This window comes from Tessaracoccus zhenghani (assembly GCF_054552775.1).
Map to the genome: position 1 here is coordinate 657,907 of NZ_CM137275.1, position 16,713 is coordinate 674,619.

The following is a 16,713-nucleotide window of genomic DNA, read 5'->3' on the forward strand; positions in this document are numbered from 1 at the left end:
ATAGAAGGGTGATGATGGACAGCCCCTCCTTCATGGAGTACCTGAGGCAGGTGGCGCCGGAGACCCTCCCCGCCGCCGGTGGTGCCACCATGCCGGCCGTGCACGGCACCACGATCGTGGCGGCCCGCTACCGCGACGGCGTGGTGATGGCGGGCGACAGGCGCGCCACCATGGGCACCGCCATCGCCATGCGAGACATCGAGAAGGTCTTCGGGGCCGATGACCTGTCGATCATCGGGGTGGCGGGCGTGGCCGGGCTGGCCGTCCAACTGGTGCGGTTGTTCCAGGTGGAGTTGGAGCACTTCGAGAAGGTCGAAGGCACGCAACTGAGTTTCGACGGCAAGGCGAACCGGCTCAGCTCCATGCTGCGGGCCAACCTGCCCCAGGCGATGCAGGGCATGGTGGTGCTGCCGCTGTTCGTCGGCTGGGACGAGCGCGCGCTGCGTGGCCGGATGTTCTCCTACGACGCCACCGGGGGCCGCTACGAGGAGCACCAGTACTGCTCCGTCGGATCAGGCGCCGCCTTCGCCCGCGGGGCGTTGAAGAAGCTGCACGACCCGGACGCCGACGAGCATTCGGCCGTCGCGGCGCTGCTGCAGTCGCTGTACGACGCGGCCGACGACGACTCCGCCACCTCCGGCCTCGACCTCACGCGCGGCATCTTCCCGCTCGTGCTGCGGGCCTCGGCCGCCGGTGTCGCCCGGTGGTCCGAAGAGGGCGTGCGGAAGCTCGCCCACACCATCGTCGCGGCACGCACCGCGCGTCCCGACGGCCCGAGGGGGTACGCGCTGTGAGCCTGCCGTTCTATGTCAGTCCCGAGCAGCAGATGGTGGACAGGGCGGAGTTCGCCCGCAAGGGCATCGCACGGGGGCGCGCCGTCGTCGTCCTGCGCTATGCCGGTGGGATCGCGATGGTGGCGGAGAACCACTCCACGACGCTGAACAAGGTCGCCGAGATCTACGACCGTATCGGTTTCGCAGCGGTCGGCCGGTACAACGAGTTCGAGACGCTGCGGATCGCCGGGATCCGGCACGCGGATCTGCGGGGCTACTCCTATGACCGCCGTGACGTGACGGGCCGCAGCCTGGCCGGCGCCTACTCGCAGCTGCTGGGTGGCGCGTTCGCCTCCGGCGGCGAGAAGCCCTACGAGGTGGAGCTGATCGTCGCGGAGCTGGGGGAGGAGCCCACCGGCGACGTGCTGTACCGGATCAGCTACGACGGCGTGATCACCGACGAGCAGGAACTCGCGGTCATCGGCGGTGATGCCGAACGGGTCGCCGAGGTGGTGCGGGCCGGTTTCACCCCCGACGCACCGTTGGGCGACGCCGTCACTCTGGCCGGCAACGCGCTGCACTCGGACCAGCTCGAGGTCGCTGTGCTGGAGCGCGGCGCGGCCCGCCGCCGCACCTTCCGCCGCCTCAGCCGGGACGAGGTGGCCCGTGGTTGAATCAGTACTGATCCTGGGCGCCGGCCTGGTGGGCTCCTCGCTCGGGCTGGCCCTCACGCGCGCCGGCTACGACGTGATCCTCTGGGACATCGTCGCCGCCCATTCGCTGGTGGCCGCGGGGCTAGGCGCCGGCCGCATCTCGGATGAGGCCACCGACAACCCCGACATCGTGGTGGTCGCCACCCCGCCGGAGGTGATCCCCAGCCTCGTCGCTGAGACCCTCGAGAAGTTCCCGCACGCGGTGATCACCGACGTCGGCTCGGTCAAGGCCCCCATCCTCGAGGCGGTGGTGAAGCTGGCGCCGGAGCACCGCCGCTACGTCGGCTCGCACCCCATGGCCGGCTCGCAGTTCACCGGGCCGCTCACCGCATCGGCCGACCTCTTCAAGGACCGCACCTGGGTGGTCACCCCCCAGGACGGGAACCTGCCGGAGGACGTGGCCCGCATCGAGAAGCTCGCCCAGGAGGTGGGGGCCCGCGTGGTCACCATGCCGGTCGACCTGCACGACGAGGCCGTGGCGCAGGTCAGCCATGTGCCGCACCTGATGAGCATCCTCACCGCGAGCCACCTCCGTGAGGTGCCCACCGACAACCTGCGCCTCGCGGGCCAGGGAATCCGCGACGTCACCCGGATCGCCGGTTCAGACCCGTCCCTGTGGCGCCAGATCATCGTCTCCAACGCCGACGCCGTCCGCCACGAACTGGAGGAGGTCGCCACGGACCTGGCGCACCTCATCAGCGTGCTGGACCGCCCGGAAGATCTGGAGCGCTTCCTGGCCATTGGGCGCACCGGCGCCCATTCACTGCTCGGCAAGCACGGCCAGAACCCCCTCGACCTGCTCAAGGTCACCGTCGAGATCCCCGATGAACCGCGCGCCCTGGGCCGCCTGTTCACCGATATCGGCGAGCTGGGTTTCAACGTCGAGGATTTCGAAATCACCCACGACCCGGTCCGCGAGGTCGGCTACCTGCAGATCTCCGTCGAGAGCGAGGTGGCCGAGAAGCTCCGCGCCACCCTGCTGGAGCGCGGCTGGGGTGCGTGGTCATCCAACCGAGGAAGTGCCTGATGTCCCTGCTGATCGCCATCGACGGGCCCAGTGGCTCCGGCAAGTCCACCACCGCCAAACTGCTGGCCCGAAGGCTGGGCCTGGGGTACCTCGACACCGGCGCCATGTACCGGGCGGCGACCACCGAGTACCTGCGTCGTTATCCCGAGGGGGCCGACGTCGACGAGGTGGCCCGGCTCGTCGCCGACGCCGCGCTGGTGTGCGGAACCACCCCGGAGTCGCCGACGTTCCACATCAACGGTCACGACGTCACCGACGAGATCCGCGAGCCGCGGATCTCCGCCGCCGTCTCGACGGTCGCCACCAACCTCGAGGTGCGCCGGCTGCTCACGGAACTGATGCGCACCGTCATCGCCCTGCACGACCGGCGCATCGTCGTCGAGGGCCGCGACATCACCACGGTCGTGGCGCCTGACGCGGACGTTCGGGTGCTGCTGGTGGCGGATCCCTCCGCCCGGGTCGCCAGGCGCGCCGCCGAGGTGGAGGGCAGGGCCACCGCAGCCGAGGTGACCGACCAGGTGCTCCGCCGTGACCGCGACGACTCCACGGTGTCGAACTTCACGGAGGCCGCAGCGGGCGTGACGGTCATCGATTCGACCTTCCTGACACCCTCGGAAGTGGTCGACGCAATCGTCGCGCTCACACCGCCCAGCTGATTCGACTAGGCTGGGGCGCTGCCCACTCTCTTCAGGAGGCTCCCGTGACCGAGACCGTCAAGCCCATCGTGGCCGTTGTCGGCCGACCCAACGTCGGTAAGTCGACGCTGGTCAACCGTATCCTCGGTCGCCGGGAAGCCGTGGTGCAGGACCAGCCGGGCGTCACGCGCGACCGCGTCTCGTACGACGCGAACTGGAACGGCCGAGAATTCGTGCTCGTCGACACCGGCGGCTGGATCTCCGACGCGACGGGGATGGCCGCCGCCATCGCGGAGCAGGCGGAGATGGCCATCTCGCTGGCCGACGCGGTGCTGTTCGTCGTCGACGCCACCGTCGGCACCACGGATGAGGACGAGGCCGTGGTCCGCGTGCTGCGCCGTTCCCAGAAGCCCGTGGTGCTCGCAGCGAACAAGGTCGACGACCAGCGTCATGAGGTCATGGCCGCCAGCATGTGGAACCTTGGCCTGGGCGAGCCGTTCCCGGTGTCGGCGCTGCACGGCCGCGGCTCGGGCGACATGCTCGATGCGCTGCTGGACGCGATCCCCGAGGCCCCGCGCGAGACCTACGACGAGATCGGTGGCCCGCGTCGCATCGCCATCGTGGGCAAGCCGAACGTGGGCAAGTCCTCGCTGCTGAACAAGATGGCGGGGGAGAAGAGGGTCGTCGTGTCGGACGTGTCCGGCACCACCGTGGACCCTGTCGACGAACTCGTCGAGATCAGCGGCCAGGTGTACCGCCTCATCGACACCGCCGGCATCCGCAAGCGGGTCAAGGAGGCCTCCGGCCACGAGTATTACGCCTCGCTCCGCACCCAGGCCGCCATCGAACGCGCCGAGGTGTGCATCATGGTGGTCGACGCCTCGGAGCCGGTGTCGGACCAGGACCTGCGCATCCTCAGCAACATCGAGGAGTCCGGCCGCGCCCTGGTGATCGCCTTCAACAAGTGGGACCTCACCGACGAGGAGCGTCGCTACTACCTGGAGCGCGAGGTGGACCGCGACCTGCAGGCGTGGAAGTGGGCACCCACTGTGAACATCTCAGCGCTGACCGGCCGCAACGTCGACAAGCTCGGCAAGGCCATCGAAACGGCCGCCGCGGGCTGGGAGTCGCGCATCTCCACCGGCAAGCTCAACGCCTTCCTCGGCCGGCTCTCCGCCGCCCACCCGCACCCCGTGCGCAGCGGCAAGCAGCCGCGGATCCTGTTCGGCACGCAGGCGCAGAACTGCCCGCCCACCTTCGCCCTGTTCACCAGCGGCAAGATGGACGAGACCTACGTGCGCTACATCGAGCGTCGCCTCCGCGAGGACTTCGGCTTCGAGGGATCGCCCGTCCAGGTGCAGATCCGCGCTCGTGAGAAGCGCAAGGACCGCGTCTGACGCCAAGCGGAGGCGAGATCGGATCCGGGGGGTGGGGGGAGTACGCTTCGCTCTGGAGGCGATTACCACATGGGAAACCGGGATTTCCGGATTGAAACTCAGCGCCTGACGCCGAGGGAACAGATACGCCGCTACCGAGTGCTGGCGGGCGAACACTTCATCAACCTGAGGAACCTCTGGCCGGGGCCAGCGGACTATGGGGGGTTGAAGCACTCCTGGCTGAAGGACCTGGTGGCCGGCATCACCGTCGGTGTCGTGGCTCTTCCGCTCGCTCTGGGCTTCGGTGTCGCCTCGGGGGCGGGTGCCGCGGCCGGCCTCGTCACCGCCATCGTCGCGGGCATCGTCGCTGCCGTGTTCGGCGGTTCCCACCTGCAGGTCTCCGGCCCCACCGGCGCCATGACCGTAGTACTGCTTCCGGTCATCGCCAAGTACGGCCTCGGCGTGATCCCCCTGCTCGCCATCATGGGTGGCATCATCGTGGTGGCCATGGCCATCACTGCGGTCGGCAGATCCGTGGAGTTCATCCCCTTCCCTGTGGTGGAGGGGTTCACGATGGGCATCGGCGTGATCATCGCGCTTCAGCAGCTGCCGATCATCCTCGACGCCCCACGCGGCACGTCGGAATCCACCCTGGTCGCCGGTTGGCAGACCATCCAGCAGGCCGATTGGAGCCACGCCTGGCAGCCTCTGGCGGTGGCGGTGGCGGTCATCGCCCTGCACCTGGTGGGCCTGCGTTACGTGCCGAAATGGCCACTCGCGCTCATCTCGATCATCATCGCCACGGTCGCCGTCGTGCTGCTGCCCATCACGGTGGACTCCATCGGGGCGCTGCCCACCGGCCTGCCCTCACCGCGCGTGCCGGACTTCACCTTGGGGATGCTGCAGGACCTGGCCGGGCCGGCGCTCGCCATCGCGGCGCTGGCCGCGCTCGAGTCGCTGCTGTCCGCCAGGGTCGCCGACGGGATGCGCCCGGATCTCTCTCCGACGAACCCGGACCGCGAGCTGATGGGCCAGGGCCTGGCCAACATCGCGTCGGGGCTCTTCGGTGGCCTGCCCGCAACGGGCGCCATCGCCCGGACCGCCGTCAACGTCCGATCCGGGGCCCGTACCCGGCTGTCGTCGGTGACGCACGCCGTGATGCTGCTGGCCGTCATGTTGCTGTTGGCGCCCATCGTGGCGACCGTGCCGATGGCCGCGCTGGGCGGCGTGCTCCTAGTGACCGCCGGGCGCATGATCAACCTGCGCCTGGGCCGCACGATGCTCACCGTCACCAGGGCGGATCGCAACACGTTCCTGCTCACCTTCGCCGCCACCGTCCTGCTGGACCTGGTGGCCGCCGTGCTGCTGGGGCTCCTGATGGCTGCCGTGATGAGCCTGCGGCACATGGCCACCTACTCCGTGGTGGCCCGGCAGAACCTGCCCACCACCACGATGGAGGGCGTCGTGGACTGGAACGTGGAGCAGGAGCACCTGCGCGATGCCGTCGCCATCTTCCGGGTCGATGGCGCGCTGTTCTACGGCAACGCGCAGCGGTTCATCGACGAGGTCAACGACCTGGGGGACCACACCGCGGCGGTGATCATCCGCTGTCACCAGATGCGCATCCTCGACGCGTCCGGCGCCGTGGCGCTCGACACCGCGCTGCGGCGATTGCGCCGACGTCACGTCATCTACGTCATCCAGGGCATGAACAACAGCCAGCGACGCACCTCGGTGCTGATGGGGGCCACCCAGCAGCGCCATCACGTCAAGGAACTGTCCGAGGCGCTGACCTGGATCGACGACGAACTGCGCACCGGCGTGGTTCAGACGAAGATGATCTGACCTCCAGCGCTGAGTTCGACGAAGTCGGAGGCGGAGATCACGTCCTCCACCCCTTCATAGAGGTCGGACATGACCAGGCCGTTCATGTCGAAGCTGAGTTTGCAGCCCCACAGGTGACCTCCGGCCGCCACGATGATGTCGAGGAACTCGCGCACCCCTGGAATCTCCAGGTCATCGAGTTGTTTGGTCATCATCTTGGTCGCCATCCGCGTCATTCCGGGGATGGCGCCCATGCCGGACCACACCGGCATCGACGGCGCCATCGGCAGGTGCATGGCGGTGTTGCCGAGCATGGTGAACTTCAGGTTGTCCATCGTGCGTTCGGTCACCAGGTCGAAGCCCCAGAACGTGAAGAAGATGTGGGTCTCGATGCCTTCGCCCAACGCTGCATTGGCCATGATGAGTGCCGGGTAGGCCATGTCCAGGTTGCCCTTGGAGGCGATGAAGCACATCTTCCGCGGCTGGCCCGCGGGCTCGGACACGACGGCGGCGGCTGCAAAGTCCGACGGCTTCAGACGTGCCTTACCCTCCGTCGAATCGTTGGACGACGGGGGCCGGGCGGTCGCCGGGCCGAAGTCGGGGATGATGGGGTGGTCGAGGATCTCGGTCATGCCACGGCCTTTCTAGACGCAGCCCTTGGGCTTGGGGAGCCCGGCGATATAGGACATCTTCTTGGCCGGCTTGCCGGGGAAGAGACGGAACAACTCCTTCATGTCGAAGCCGCCCACCACGGACGTGCGGCGCAGCGTCGCCGTCTCCTTGCGCTCCGGGTAGTCGCTGCGGACGAAGCGCAGCACCTTCCAGTGCTCGTCGGTGAGTTCGTCGAGGCCGGCGTACCCGGCCAGGGTGCGGGCGAGGTCGTCGTCCCACTGTTCGTAGTCGGTGAGAAAGCCCTCGTCGTTGACGTCAATGACGCGGCCGCCGTCGATGCGTGTGCGTGGCACGGGAGTCTCCTTCAGTTCCGGGTGCCGAGGGGCAGCTTTTTGCGTGCCCATTGGGTGAGGGTGAGCCCGGAGGAGTCGCCTTCGAGGCGCTTGCCGAGCAGCAGCATGTCCGTGGTGAACGGCAGCGGGCGGCCCTTCAGGAGCAGCTGCCAGTAGACCCATCTGAACGCGAGCTTCGCCAGGTGGTTCGAGCGCGACTCGCCGAGCAGCCGCATCGGCCCGACCACCGGGAGGGGGAAGGTGCCGGTGTAGGGCTGCGTCTCGTAGTTGAAGTCCAGCAACATGCCCTTGCCGTGGCCGGTCTCGATGAAGCAGTTCGCGTGTCCGTCGAACGAGTGGGGGAGGGGCTCGCCCTTCAGGTAGTGCGGCCAGTTGTCCATGAACACGTCGACCGAGAAATGCGCGACCGACCCGGCCTTCGATGTCGGCAGGGTGCCGCCGTCGCCCAGCACGAAGATGTCCGGATGGGCATCCGCCCGCATGGTCTGCTGGTCGCAGGGCACGAGGTTGAGCTCGTCCCCCAGTCCTGAACGCGAGATGTACTCGGGGCCCATGTTGAGGGGGATGGACACCAGCAGGTCGTAGGGGATCCGCCGGTCGTCGTAGGAGACCAGTTCCTTCGCGTCGGTGTCGACGCCTTCGACGGCGAAATCTGTCTCCAACGCGATGTCGCGGTCGGCGAACATCGACCCGAGCTCCCGGGAGGCGACCGGTTTGGTGAACGCCCCGTCGAGCGGGGTCACGTAGACGATCTCCACCTTGTGTCGCGACTTCCGGTCCCGGAAGAAGCCGTCGGCGAGGAAGGTGAACTCCAGTGGGGCGACGGGGCACTTGATGGGCATGTCGGTGAGGTGGATGACGAGGCGGCCGCCCCTGAAGTCCCGCATGGCGTCGCGCAGGGCGATGGAGGCGGGCAGATCGTAGAAGTGGTGGACGTCAGGGCTGTCCGCCCCGGGCGTGAGGTCCGGCCTGGGCTGGACGCCAGTGGCGATGACGAGGGTGTCCCACGGCAGTTCGCGACCGTCGGCGAGGAGCACACTCTGGCTGTCGATGGCGATGCGGTCGATTTCGCCCAAGACGAGATCCACGTCGCGTGGCAGGTACCGGCGGCGCGGCTCCACGATCTTGTCCGGGGTGTAGATGCCGAAAGGCAGGAACAGGTAGCCGGGTTGGTAGTGGTGGTCGTTGTCACGGTCAATCACCGTGATGGCGAGCTCCTCTGGCGGATGGACAGCGCGCAGCTTGTTGGCCACCATCGTGCCTGCGGTGCCCCCACCGAGGATGAGCAGTCTCTTCATTGAGATCTCCATAAGTAGGAATACCCAGATCATATACCCCGCCCCGTATGAACCGAAGCGCAACTCGTCAAGATCCCGCACCCATTTCGCAGCGGGAAGGCCTCGATGTGCGCACTCCGGCGAGAGGCGCTAAGCTATCCGAGTTGCCTCACGGCAGCGGCGGGCTGTAGCGCAGCTTGGTAGCGCACTTGACTGGGGGTTAAGTGGGTTTACCCCGCTCTGGTCGGCCCGAACAACTGAAAATCCATGCCACGGGCTGTGGCGCAGCTTGGTAGCGCACCTGACTGGGGGTCAGGGGGTCGCAGGTTCAAATCCTGTCAGCCCGACAGAAAATCCCTGATGAGAAGCAATTTTCATCAGGGATTTGTTGTTTCTGAATGTCGTTTTCTCTGGTCCCCCTCTGGTCCCCCTGGGCAGGTTGGCGTGGTCGACCTGTGGATGACAGACTCCGCTGCGACGCTCTGTCTGTGGATAAGGGGACCAAAAGGGGACCAGAACGGTTAATACCGGCGACGGAGCGGGTCACAGCCCGCGGCCCGTGCCCTGCCGCGGTCGTCGCGATGGATCCCGAGGAGTGTCTCTGCTGAGGAAGGCGTTGGCTTGTTCCGCGGCGGAGGCGAGGTGGCGGTCATCGGGGTGGAGGTAGCCGCGAGTGGTCTCGATTGAGGCGTGTCCGAGGATCTCTTGGAGGACATGGAGGGGAACCCCGGCGTCGGCGAGCCAGGTGGCGCCGGTGTGTCGGAGACCGTGTCGGGTGAGGTTCGGCAGGCCGAGGTCAGCAACAACCTGATCCCAACTGGTCGCATCGCGAACGGTGGCCGTCGTGAGGAAACCGCCACGTGGACCGACGAGGAGTGGTGCGTCCGATTGCTTGAACGCGCAGAGTCTTTTCAGGACCGGCCGGAGTGGGTCGAGAATCGGCACGCGACGCTCTTGGCGGCTCTTGGTTGGTTTGGTGATGAGGCCGCCCCTGCCGGGGAAGACTTGTCGTCTGATGATGACGAGGTTCTTTGTGAAGTCCACGTCCCCGACTTGGAGTCCGGAGACTTCGGAAGAACGTGCTGCAAGCAGAGCTGCGAGCATCACGAAGTCTGAATAGGACTGATGGACGGCGCCGCAGGCGGAGGCGAGCTGGTTCAGCTTCTGCAGGTCAGGGATCGCGTGCGCGCGCGGGGCAGCATCTTCGGCCGGTTGAACTCGGAAGGCGTTTCGATGGAGACTCCGCTTCGCACGGTGTTTGGCGGGATTGATTGTGATCAGACCGTCGCGAACGGCTTCGTCGAGTACCCGCACGAGTGGGGCGATGGTGTTCTTGATCGTCGATGCGCCGTACTGCTTCTCCCAGTCATCGATCGTGCGGTCGATCATTCCAGCGGTGATTTGCGTGACGGGCAGGTGGCCGAGCGCCGGGAGTACTCGGAGCCGAAGACCGTATCGGTAGTTGTCGCCGGTGGAGGTCATATCGAGGCCGCGTGCCCATCGATCGCCGATCGAGGTGAAGAACTCCAGGAGCGTCATGGAGACGTCCATTCCCTTGACCGAAGAATTCCGGAGCGTTTCGAAGAATGCCCGTGCGGTTGCCTCGTCCTTCACGATCTCGGTACGGATCACGCGCTGCTTGGTGAGCGGATCGGTCCAGCGTGCCCGCGCTCGAATCCCGTAGGAGCGTCGTTCCATGTCCGTGGAAATCCTCACCCCGATCGGCGGCACCGGGCGGGGTGAGGACTCTGGCATTGGCTCAGTTGGGCGGGCCATGGTGCGGCTCTAAGTTCTGCAGCCATTGGTCGATTGCTTCGAGCCGGTATCGGGCGATACCGCCGAGCTTGATGAATGGTGGCCCGGTCTCTGCGGAGCGCCATCGAGACAATGTCGATTCGGAGACCTTCAAGTACGAGGCGACCTCTCGACTATCCAGCAATGGCGAGACTGGCGCAGTCGCTTCTGCCGCGTTGCTCATGACTCCTCCTGCGGACGATCGCCGAGCGAACGGTAGAACTCGTCCTCAGCCGCTTTACGACGCTGAACGTCATCAACGACGAACTCGACAAAGTCGGATTCCCGGTCGGTGATCATCGCTTCTTCGGAGGGGGTGGGCGGCTCTTCCCCGGGCCAGGTGGCTTGCCGTGTGGGGCGATCACGATCGAGTCGAGTCCCGGAAGTAGCTACCCAGTCCCGGAGGCGGAGGCGAGCATCCGCAAAGTCGCGATGCCACCCCAGCGGTGCGGATCCGTTTTGGTTGGGATCGTAGGCGCACAGCCAGTGCAGATGCAGCGCGGACAGCTCCCACACAAGTTCAGGGTGACGATGCCAGTACGGCGGGATCACTGCGGCCGGGAGTCCGTACGTGCGGCGGAGCCAGTCGATCCAGCGATTCAGTTCCAGCCACTCGACCTCCGCGTCGTTCGCGGTGAGGAGATTCCAGTTGATCGGATGCGGTGGTTCAGCGACCAGCGATTCGTCGTAGTCATCCGCGTCGTGCCCTTCGTGTGCTTCGGGGCTGGGGATGAAGTCAGTCACGATGACCGCTCCTACTCAGATGCTGACCGCAGGAGCAGCATCTGACTGCGCTCGCGCTCGGGCAGGTGCTTCAAAAGGGGAGGCATCACGACCAGTCGCCTCGCGCATGTTGCTGTCGCGATGAGGTCCGCGATCGACCTCGTATTGGGTGCGTGCAACGTCGTGACCGAAGCGGGAGACGATGAACTCCTCGGCTGCGACAGTCTGACCGTCCTTCTCATAGCTGTACTCGCGCACGCGCCCGGTGGCGATGAACTTGTCTCCTTTGTGGAATCGCGAGACTCCTTCTTCGGCTGCGCGCCGGAAGGCGCTCATGTCGTGGAATGACGGGTCGAGCTGCGTGAAGCTTCCGTCTGGGTCCTGCCGCGAATGCTCTATGCCGATTCGCGCGTAGAACCGCGCGGTACCGTCGTCGGTGTAGGTCAGACGGGGCTCGGTCGCGATGAATCCTGTGATGGCTTGTTGGGTGTCGATGGACATGACGACTCCTTGATCTGTTGGGGCGGCCATCCGATGTGGTGGCCACTGCAGCAGACAGGTGCGCGCCGCGCCCCAGTGCGGATCATTGCGCTGCAGGGCGTCCCAACAGCGATTCAACCGCCGCACGATCTGCTTTGAGCTGTTCACCATCGGAGCGCTTAGGCCAGGGGTGGAGGTCAGTGATGATCGGTGGAGCGGATCGGAGCAAAATGATCCCTGTTCCAAACGGCAATGTGCGAATGCGGTCGGGCGGCAAGATCGGTACGCGACGGATGGAACGCTGGTTGGAGCGCGAGCCATGGTCGCCGAGAGTGACGGAGTCGGCGAACTCGTCTCGTTCGCCGATCAGCGTGGAGAGGTCTTGAAGGTCTCGCGAGTTCGAGGCACCGCCAAGGATGATCTTCGCGATACTGGCGTCCCAGATCGCTGCCGCTTTGTGCTCTGACCATTTGTCCCGTGCCTGGGCAAGGGATTGAAGCACCGGCATCGTTGTGATGCCGGTGCCGCCACCTTCCGCCATGAGTGTGGGCAGCGAAGGTAGTGGCGCGAGGTTTCCGATTTCGTCGAGCGCAAACAGCAGCGGTGGGTCGAGCCGTGCGCCGGGTGATCGAGCAGCCATGCGACGGGCGGTCTCAACGAGGTCTTCGACGAATGCTGCGACGAGAGCTGCGCTGTTCCCGGCCCCAATGCCGGTCGCCAGAAGATACAGCGTGCCACGGTCGCGGATGAAGCTCTCGGGATCGAACTGCTCGCCTTCTGCCGGGCTGACAGCATCCAGCACTCTGGGGTCGGCGAGCGCTGACAGTGCGAGCGAAACGCCCTGCCAGATGCTGTCACGTGTGCGCGGGTCGGCGTCGAGCGTTGCGTCCAGCGAATCTGCCCAGCCCGTGGCAGCCAACGGTGAGCCCGTCAGGATGGCGACAGCCTCGGCGGCTGCTGACGGGTCGAGAGTCCATCGAAACAGCTCAGCCGGACTTCGATGATCAAGCGCGGCCGCGTGAAGGAGCGCCTGCAGAGCGATGCGTGTCTTTCCCTCCCAGAACCCTCCGCCTTCGACACCGCCAGCGGATAGCTCGGTGGCCGCGGCAAGGCCGGTCGCGCGGATCATCGCGGTCAACGGGTCCTCGCAGCCCCGAATAGGCGACCACCGCAGCCCGGCGGGGACGCCTTCAGCAAGATGCTGTGGATCGAAGACAGCGACGGGGCCGATCCGCTCGCGTGCCCGCATCGTTGCCGTCAAATCGTCGGGCCGGGTGGACGTCGTCACGACTGCACCCGGTGCATCAAGAATCGCCGGGATCACAATGTGCAGACCCTTGCCCGAACGTGGCGGACCGATGAGGAGAATCGAGTCTTCGACGCTGGCCCATACCTGCTTGCCGTGCGAGCGCCCGAGCAGGTAGCCCACGTCCTCGGGCTTTGGCTGATCCAGCGAAGGGCGCAGCGTCACAGCCCGGCGCAGGAGCGCCTTCGCAGACGCGCTCGTTACGACCTCATGACTGCTGGCAGTTCCGGCAAGCTGCCGTGGATCGGTATCGACGTTGCGCGAATGTCGACGCCAACGGACCCAAGCCCACCCGATAGCACCACCGAGCACCAGGAGCAGTAGTACTGCAATCGACCAGTAGAGGATCGTATTCAGCCCAGTTGCCTGCAGCACCTCGGCCGGTCTCGTCGGGTTGAACAGCACGCCGACTCCACCAGCAATCCCTGAGTGGGGCTGCCCAGAGCCAGCGAGAAATGCCGCAATGGAACCTGCGGCACGTAAGACGACGGCGACGCCGAAGACTGCGACCAGCGCGATCATCAGAAAGTTGGTTAACTCATCACCGAGACCACGCCCCTGACCGTGTGGAGTGCTCACGATGGCAATCGTTCGGCGACGATAACGCCGGAGACACGCCCGATGAGCAAGATCTCCGACTTGTGATCGACGAGTTGGCTCACGTCGATGACCGCACGAGCGCTCCCGTCAGCGGATCCTTCAGCACTGGAAACTGACAGTGCGACAGTAACGTCCTCGCCGGGGATGAATCCGAACCCGGTGACCTCGATGAGCTGATGTGTTGGGCGGTGCCGCGCTCGCCGCATAGTGCTGGGCGGCTGAGCGTTTGCGATGGCTTGGTCTCGTCGCGCTGCGTGGACGATGTCGGTGAACACCGAGCCATCGAACTCGTGCACTTCAACTCGGATCGTGCGAGTACGGTGGTCGGATATCGCGTCAAGAAGATCACCAAACTGTGCCCGGCTCCAAGTGCCGCCCGGCGTTGGGGGCGTGAAGTCGCGTCCGTTGTAGCTGACGTCCATGGTGCCGCGCTCGCTGACGGTGATGACTGCGAGCGGGAGGGCGATGGGCGATCCGGGTGGATTTTGCGCAGGGCTATTGCGATTGCTCATGCCACAGAGGTGTGCGTCGGCACCCAGTCCCTCATTCAGCTGGTCATGCGGCTGGTGGTGTCGAAGAGTTCAAGCTCGTTGGGGTGCAGCTGGTGCTGGCAGACGAAAGAGCGATCCTTGATGCGCCACAGCCCCTGGCCGACACCGAGACCCGGTAGCAGCTTCTGTTCGGTCCCGGTCAGGCCGAGCGCTCTTGCAGTGGCGCCGAGCTGATCCGATTCCTGCCGATAGATGATTCGCGTTTCGGCGTTGGCGAGAAGGCTGCTTGCCAGGGCTCGCATCGCGGAACCCTGGTCACCGACGTTCTCCAAGTCGGTCAGTTTGTGGAAGATCAGCATGTTTGCGATCCCATAGTGGCGAGCGAGCCGCCAGTGCGCATCCATCCGGCGCAACAACGCCGGATGAGACATAAGGCGCCAGGCCTCGTCGTAGATGCACCAGCGCTGACCGCCGTTGGGGTCGAGTAGCGCGGATTCCATCCAGGCCGACGAACAAGTCATGAGGACCGAGGTCAGGGTCGAGTTCTCTGTCACTCTCGATAGGTCAAGCGAGATCATCGGTAGCGTCGGATCGAATCTCACGGTCGACGGGCCATCGAAGAGCCCTGCGAGGTCACCTGCGACAAGGCGCCGCAGGGCGTGCCCAACGAGGCGTCCGTCTTCGGCGAGGCGCCCATCCGGGTCCGCCTGCGCTGTCGGGCTGAGTATGTGCTCGACAATCATCGGCAGGATCGGAACATCGTTGCTACGCACGACCTCGGTCAGAGAAGTGTCGATCGCCGTGTGCTCCAAAGGCGTGAGCGGTCGCGTCAGAACCGTCTCGGCGAGTGCGCCGATCAGGTCGCGCCGTCGTGCCCCGACCGTCGATGCCCAGCGTTCATCGCTCATTCCGGCGGGCCGATAGCCTTCGTCGAGCGGATTCAGCCGAGCGGCAAGCCCATGACCGAGCACGATCGCCCGACCGCCCACTGCTTCGGCGACCGCAGTGTGCTCGCCCTTTGGATCACCGGGGACGTAGACGCGACGACCGAACGGAATCGATCGTGTGTAGAGGCTCTTGGCCAAGCTGGACTTTCCGGAGCCGACAATGCCCGCGAGTACGACGTTCGGAGCGGTGATGATGCCGCGCGCATAGAGCACCCATGGGTCGTAGACGAAGGAACCGCCGGAGTACAGGTCTTGGCCAACGAAGACTCCGTCGGAGCCGAGCCCGCCTTCAGCCAAGAATGGGTATGCACCAGCAAGGGTTGCCGAAGTGTCTTGATGTCGTGGCAGGCGAAGCCTCCCAGGCGAACGCAGCTCCGCTGGTCCTGGTTCGCCAGCTGCCGAAATGTATGTGGTTGCCCGACGCTCAGCCAACTCGGCGGCGTACTTTGTGCGGGACGCCTGATGCTCAGCCCTCAGTTGCTCCGCTTGTAACTTCGCGGCGGCCCGACGGCGCTGCTTACGCACGCGCCGCTTCTCGGATGCTGGAGCGACGAGGACCGAAGCGTGCAGGCGCTCGGTATCATCGTGGCTCATAGTCCTAGACCTCGCTGCTGCCTGACCGCGGTGATGCTGGCAGGCTCAAACCAAGACACTCGCTGCGACTCGCGAGCCCGGCTCGGTGCCGACGGAGCAGCGAGACTTCGAGCGTCATCTGGCAGTTGATCTACCGTGTCCACCGCGTGGATTCGGTAGAGCGCGACGTGCGCTAACGCGTGACTGTAGGCGAGGTGGTAATCACCGTCGCGCAGTTCATGCTCAAGCGGCCCGCTCGGCGGCGCGTCGTAGACGTATCCGTTCTCCATCGCTGCGCTGGTTGTCTCGTCGCCGTAATCCCAGTACTTCAGATGGTTGAGCCCGGCGGGAGCACCGTCGGCGTCGATCATGTCCAGCACGTCTCCCGCCTCTTGACCTTGCATGAAGACGACACTGATCCAACGAGCGACAGCCGGTGCTTCGGTGGCTGGAACTTCGTGCCAAGCAACGCGACTCGCCACACCCGCTGCGGCGTCGAGCCGTTCCTCTGCTTGGTCGATCAGGGTCGCCGCCTGGTGAAGTTCGTCGGCGGCTGCCAATGCATCCTTGGATCCGATGGAGTGATCATCGTGGTCGTCAAACGCGCGAGGGTGATTCTTGACGTGGGCTGCAGCGAGTTGATCGAGAACCTGCTTGAGCGACCGCACTCCTGAGAGAAGGTCGCCGAGAACGCCATACAGATCCTGCGGATCCTCGAACGTTCGTGTCGCGTGTGCGAGACCGCGCAACGCTTCGGATGCTTCCGTGGCGTCGGCGCCGGCATCGTGGAACGTGGGCATGGCACTCTCCCTCAGCTGAGATTTGGACCTGAATACTGGAGAGGTGCACTCGGTGATCCTCCTGCGTAGATCGGGCGATGTTCGTCGGTCCTCATTCCTGGGACAAGAAGGGCAGTGGCCTCTACGAGAATCTCTTCGATGCGGATGGCAGCCTCAAGGGCAGCGCGCGCTTCGTTCGCGCGGTCGACGTCATCGGTTCGATTCCCGGGATCGCCCACTGATCTGCTACCTCGAAACCCCAGAACCTCGGGAGTTCTCGCTTGTCGAGGAGGGTCCGTGCGCGGCAGATCATGCCCGTGGGGACTGGCTGCAAGTTCACCCCAGTCCCCACAGATCGGCCGCAAACGCACGGTTGGGCCCAACGTTCCGCTCTGACCCATTGAACAGTCAGTGCGACAAGCGGACGAGC

The 16,713-nt window shown here is 65.6% G+C and carries 18 protein-coding genes and 2 tRNA genes; 9 read left to right on the forward strand and 11 right to left on the reverse strand.

The window, feature by feature from the left end; genetic code table 11:
* Positions 1-11 precede the first annotated feature (11 nt).
* From prcB to ACX1DX_RS03160, 6 genes are all read left to right on the forward strand, one after another.
* Positions 12-794, forward strand: a complete 783-nt coding sequence (gene prcB / locus ACX1DX_RS03135) for a proteasome subunit beta (protein ID WP_459397629.1) — start codon at positions 12-14, stop codon at positions 792-794.
* A complete protein-coding gene (gene prcA / locus ACX1DX_RS03140; RefSeq protein WP_459397630.1) occupies positions 791-1,447 on the forward strand; it encodes a proteasome subunit alpha in 657 nt (218 codons plus the stop codon). The genes prcB and prcA overlap by 4 nt, the downstream gene beginning before the upstream one ends.
* On the forward strand, positions 1,440-2,513 hold the full coding sequence (locus ACX1DX_RS03145; protein ID WP_459397631.1) for a prephenate dehydrogenase: 1,074 nt from the start codon (positions 1,440-1,442) through the stop codon (positions 2,511-2,513). The genes prcA and ACX1DX_RS03145 overlap by 8 nt, the downstream gene beginning before the upstream one ends.
* Complete coding sequence (gene cmk, locus ACX1DX_RS03150; protein WP_459397632.1) at positions 2,513-3,169, forward strand: (d)CMP kinase; 657 nt, start codon at positions 2,513-2,515, stop codon at positions 3,167-3,169. The genes ACX1DX_RS03145 and cmk overlap by 1 nt, the downstream gene beginning before the upstream one ends.
* Positions 3,170-3,213: 44 nt before the next feature.
* On the forward strand, positions 3,214-4,545 hold the full coding sequence (gene der, locus ACX1DX_RS03155; RefSeq protein WP_245243904.1) for a ribosome biogenesis GTPase Der: 1,332 nt from the start codon (positions 3,214-3,216) through the stop codon (positions 4,543-4,545).
* A 204-nt stretch (positions 4,546-4,749) separates the two neighbouring features.
* Complete coding sequence (locus ACX1DX_RS03160) at positions 4,750-6,369, forward strand: SulP family inorganic anion transporter (RefSeq protein WP_459397633.1); 1,620 nt, start codon at positions 4,750-4,752, stop codon at positions 6,367-6,369.
* Here the strand turns inward: ACX1DX_RS03160 and ACX1DX_RS03165 are convergent.
* Genes ACX1DX_RS03165 through sqr form a run of 3 tightly spaced genes read right to left on the reverse strand, consistent with a single transcriptional unit; the run spans position 6,351 to position 8,611 of the window.
* A complete protein-coding gene (locus ACX1DX_RS03165) occupies positions 6,351-6,980 on the reverse strand; it encodes a DsrE/DsrF/DrsH-like family protein (RefSeq protein WP_182764665.1) in 630 nt (209 codons plus the stop codon). The two genes, ACX1DX_RS03160 and ACX1DX_RS03165, sit on opposite strands and share 19 nt — an antisense overlap.
* Positions 6,981-6,992: 12 nt before the next feature.
* Complete coding sequence (locus ACX1DX_RS03170; protein WP_459397634.1) at positions 6,993-7,313, reverse strand: TusE/DsrC/DsvC family sulfur relay protein; 321 nt, start codon at positions 7,311-7,313, stop codon at positions 6,993-6,995.
* Positions 7,314-7,324: 11 nt separating this feature from the next.
* Positions 7,325-8,611 carry a type III sulfide quinone reductase, selenoprotein subtype gene (sqr, locus tag ACX1DX_RS03175; protein WP_459397635.1) on the reverse strand — a complete coding sequence of 429 codons (1,287 nt, stop codon included), beginning with the start codon at positions 8,609-8,611 and terminating at the stop codon, positions 7,325-7,327.
* A 160-nt stretch (positions 8,612-8,771) separates the two neighbouring features.
* On the opposite strand from sqr, the gene ACX1DX_RS03180 reads away from it, so the two are divergent.
* Together ACX1DX_RS03180 and ACX1DX_RS03185 are read left to right on the forward strand one after the other, a co-directional pair.
* Positions 8,772-8,843, forward strand: a tRNA-Pro gene (locus ACX1DX_RS03180).
* Between the two features lie 20 nt (positions 8,844-8,863).
* A tRNA-Pro gene (locus ACX1DX_RS03185) sits at positions 8,864-8,937 on the forward strand.
* A 196-nt stretch (positions 8,938-9,133) separates the two neighbouring features.
* On the opposite strand, the gene ACX1DX_RS03190 is transcribed toward ACX1DX_RS03185, so the two are convergent.
* The 8 genes from ACX1DX_RS03190 to ACX1DX_RS03225 all read right to left on the reverse strand — a co-directional run bounded on the left by ACX1DX_RS03190 (position 9,134) and on the right by ACX1DX_RS03225 (position 16,304).
* Entirely contained in the window at positions 9,134-10,288 is a 1,155-nt protein-coding gene (locus ACX1DX_RS03190) for a tyrosine-type recombinase/integrase (protein WP_459397636.1), read from the reverse strand.
* A gap of 61 nt (positions 10,289-10,349) precedes the next feature.
* Positions 10,350-10,568: a helix-turn-helix transcriptional regulator gene (locus tag ACX1DX_RS03195; RefSeq protein WP_459397637.1), complete on the reverse strand. Its 219-nt coding sequence runs from the start codon at positions 10,566-10,568 to the stop codon at positions 10,350-10,352.
* Entirely contained in the window at positions 10,565-11,128 is a 564-nt protein-coding gene (locus ACX1DX_RS03200; RefSeq protein ID WP_459397638.1) for a hypothetical protein, read from the reverse strand. Before ACX1DX_RS03200 ends, ACX1DX_RS03195 begins: the two co-directional genes overlap by 4 nt.
* Before the next feature lie 15 nt (positions 11,129-11,143).
* Positions 11,144-11,608: a single-stranded DNA-binding protein gene (locus ACX1DX_RS03205; protein ID WP_459397639.1), complete on the reverse strand. Its 465-nt coding sequence runs from the start codon at positions 11,606-11,608 to the stop codon at positions 11,144-11,146.
* 82 nt (positions 11,609-11,690) lie between these two features.
* Positions 11,691-13,472 (reverse strand): type IV secretory system conjugative DNA transfer family protein, encoded by a 1,782-nt coding sequence (locus tag ACX1DX_RS03210; protein ID WP_459397640.1) that lies wholly within the window; start codon positions 13,470-13,472, stop codon positions 11,691-11,693.
* On the reverse strand, positions 13,469-14,005 hold the full coding sequence (locus tag ACX1DX_RS03215) for a hypothetical protein (protein ID WP_459397641.1): 537 nt from the start codon (positions 14,003-14,005) through the stop codon (positions 13,469-13,471). Before ACX1DX_RS03215 ends, ACX1DX_RS03210 begins: the two co-directional genes overlap by 4 nt.
* Before the next feature lie 35 nt (positions 14,006-14,040).
* Positions 14,041-15,228, reverse strand: a complete 1,188-nt coding sequence (locus tag ACX1DX_RS03220) for a putative type IV secretion/conjugal transfer ATPase (protein WP_459397642.1) — start codon at positions 15,226-15,228, stop codon at positions 14,041-14,043.
* A 293-nt stretch (positions 15,229-15,521) separates the two neighbouring features.
* Positions 15,522-16,304 carry a hypothetical protein gene (locus ACX1DX_RS03225; protein WP_459397643.1) on the reverse strand — a complete coding sequence of 261 codons (783 nt, stop codon included), beginning with the start codon at positions 16,302-16,304 and terminating at the stop codon, positions 15,522-15,524.
* A gap of 77 nt (positions 16,305-16,381) precedes the next feature.
* Between ACX1DX_RS03225 and ACX1DX_RS03230 the strand changes: the two genes are divergently transcribed.
* Positions 16,382-16,525: a hypothetical protein gene (locus ACX1DX_RS03230; protein WP_459397644.1), complete on the forward strand. Its 144-nt coding sequence runs from the start codon at positions 16,382-16,384 to the stop codon at positions 16,523-16,525.
* The last annotated feature ends 188 nt before the right edge of the window (positions 16,526-16,713 follow it).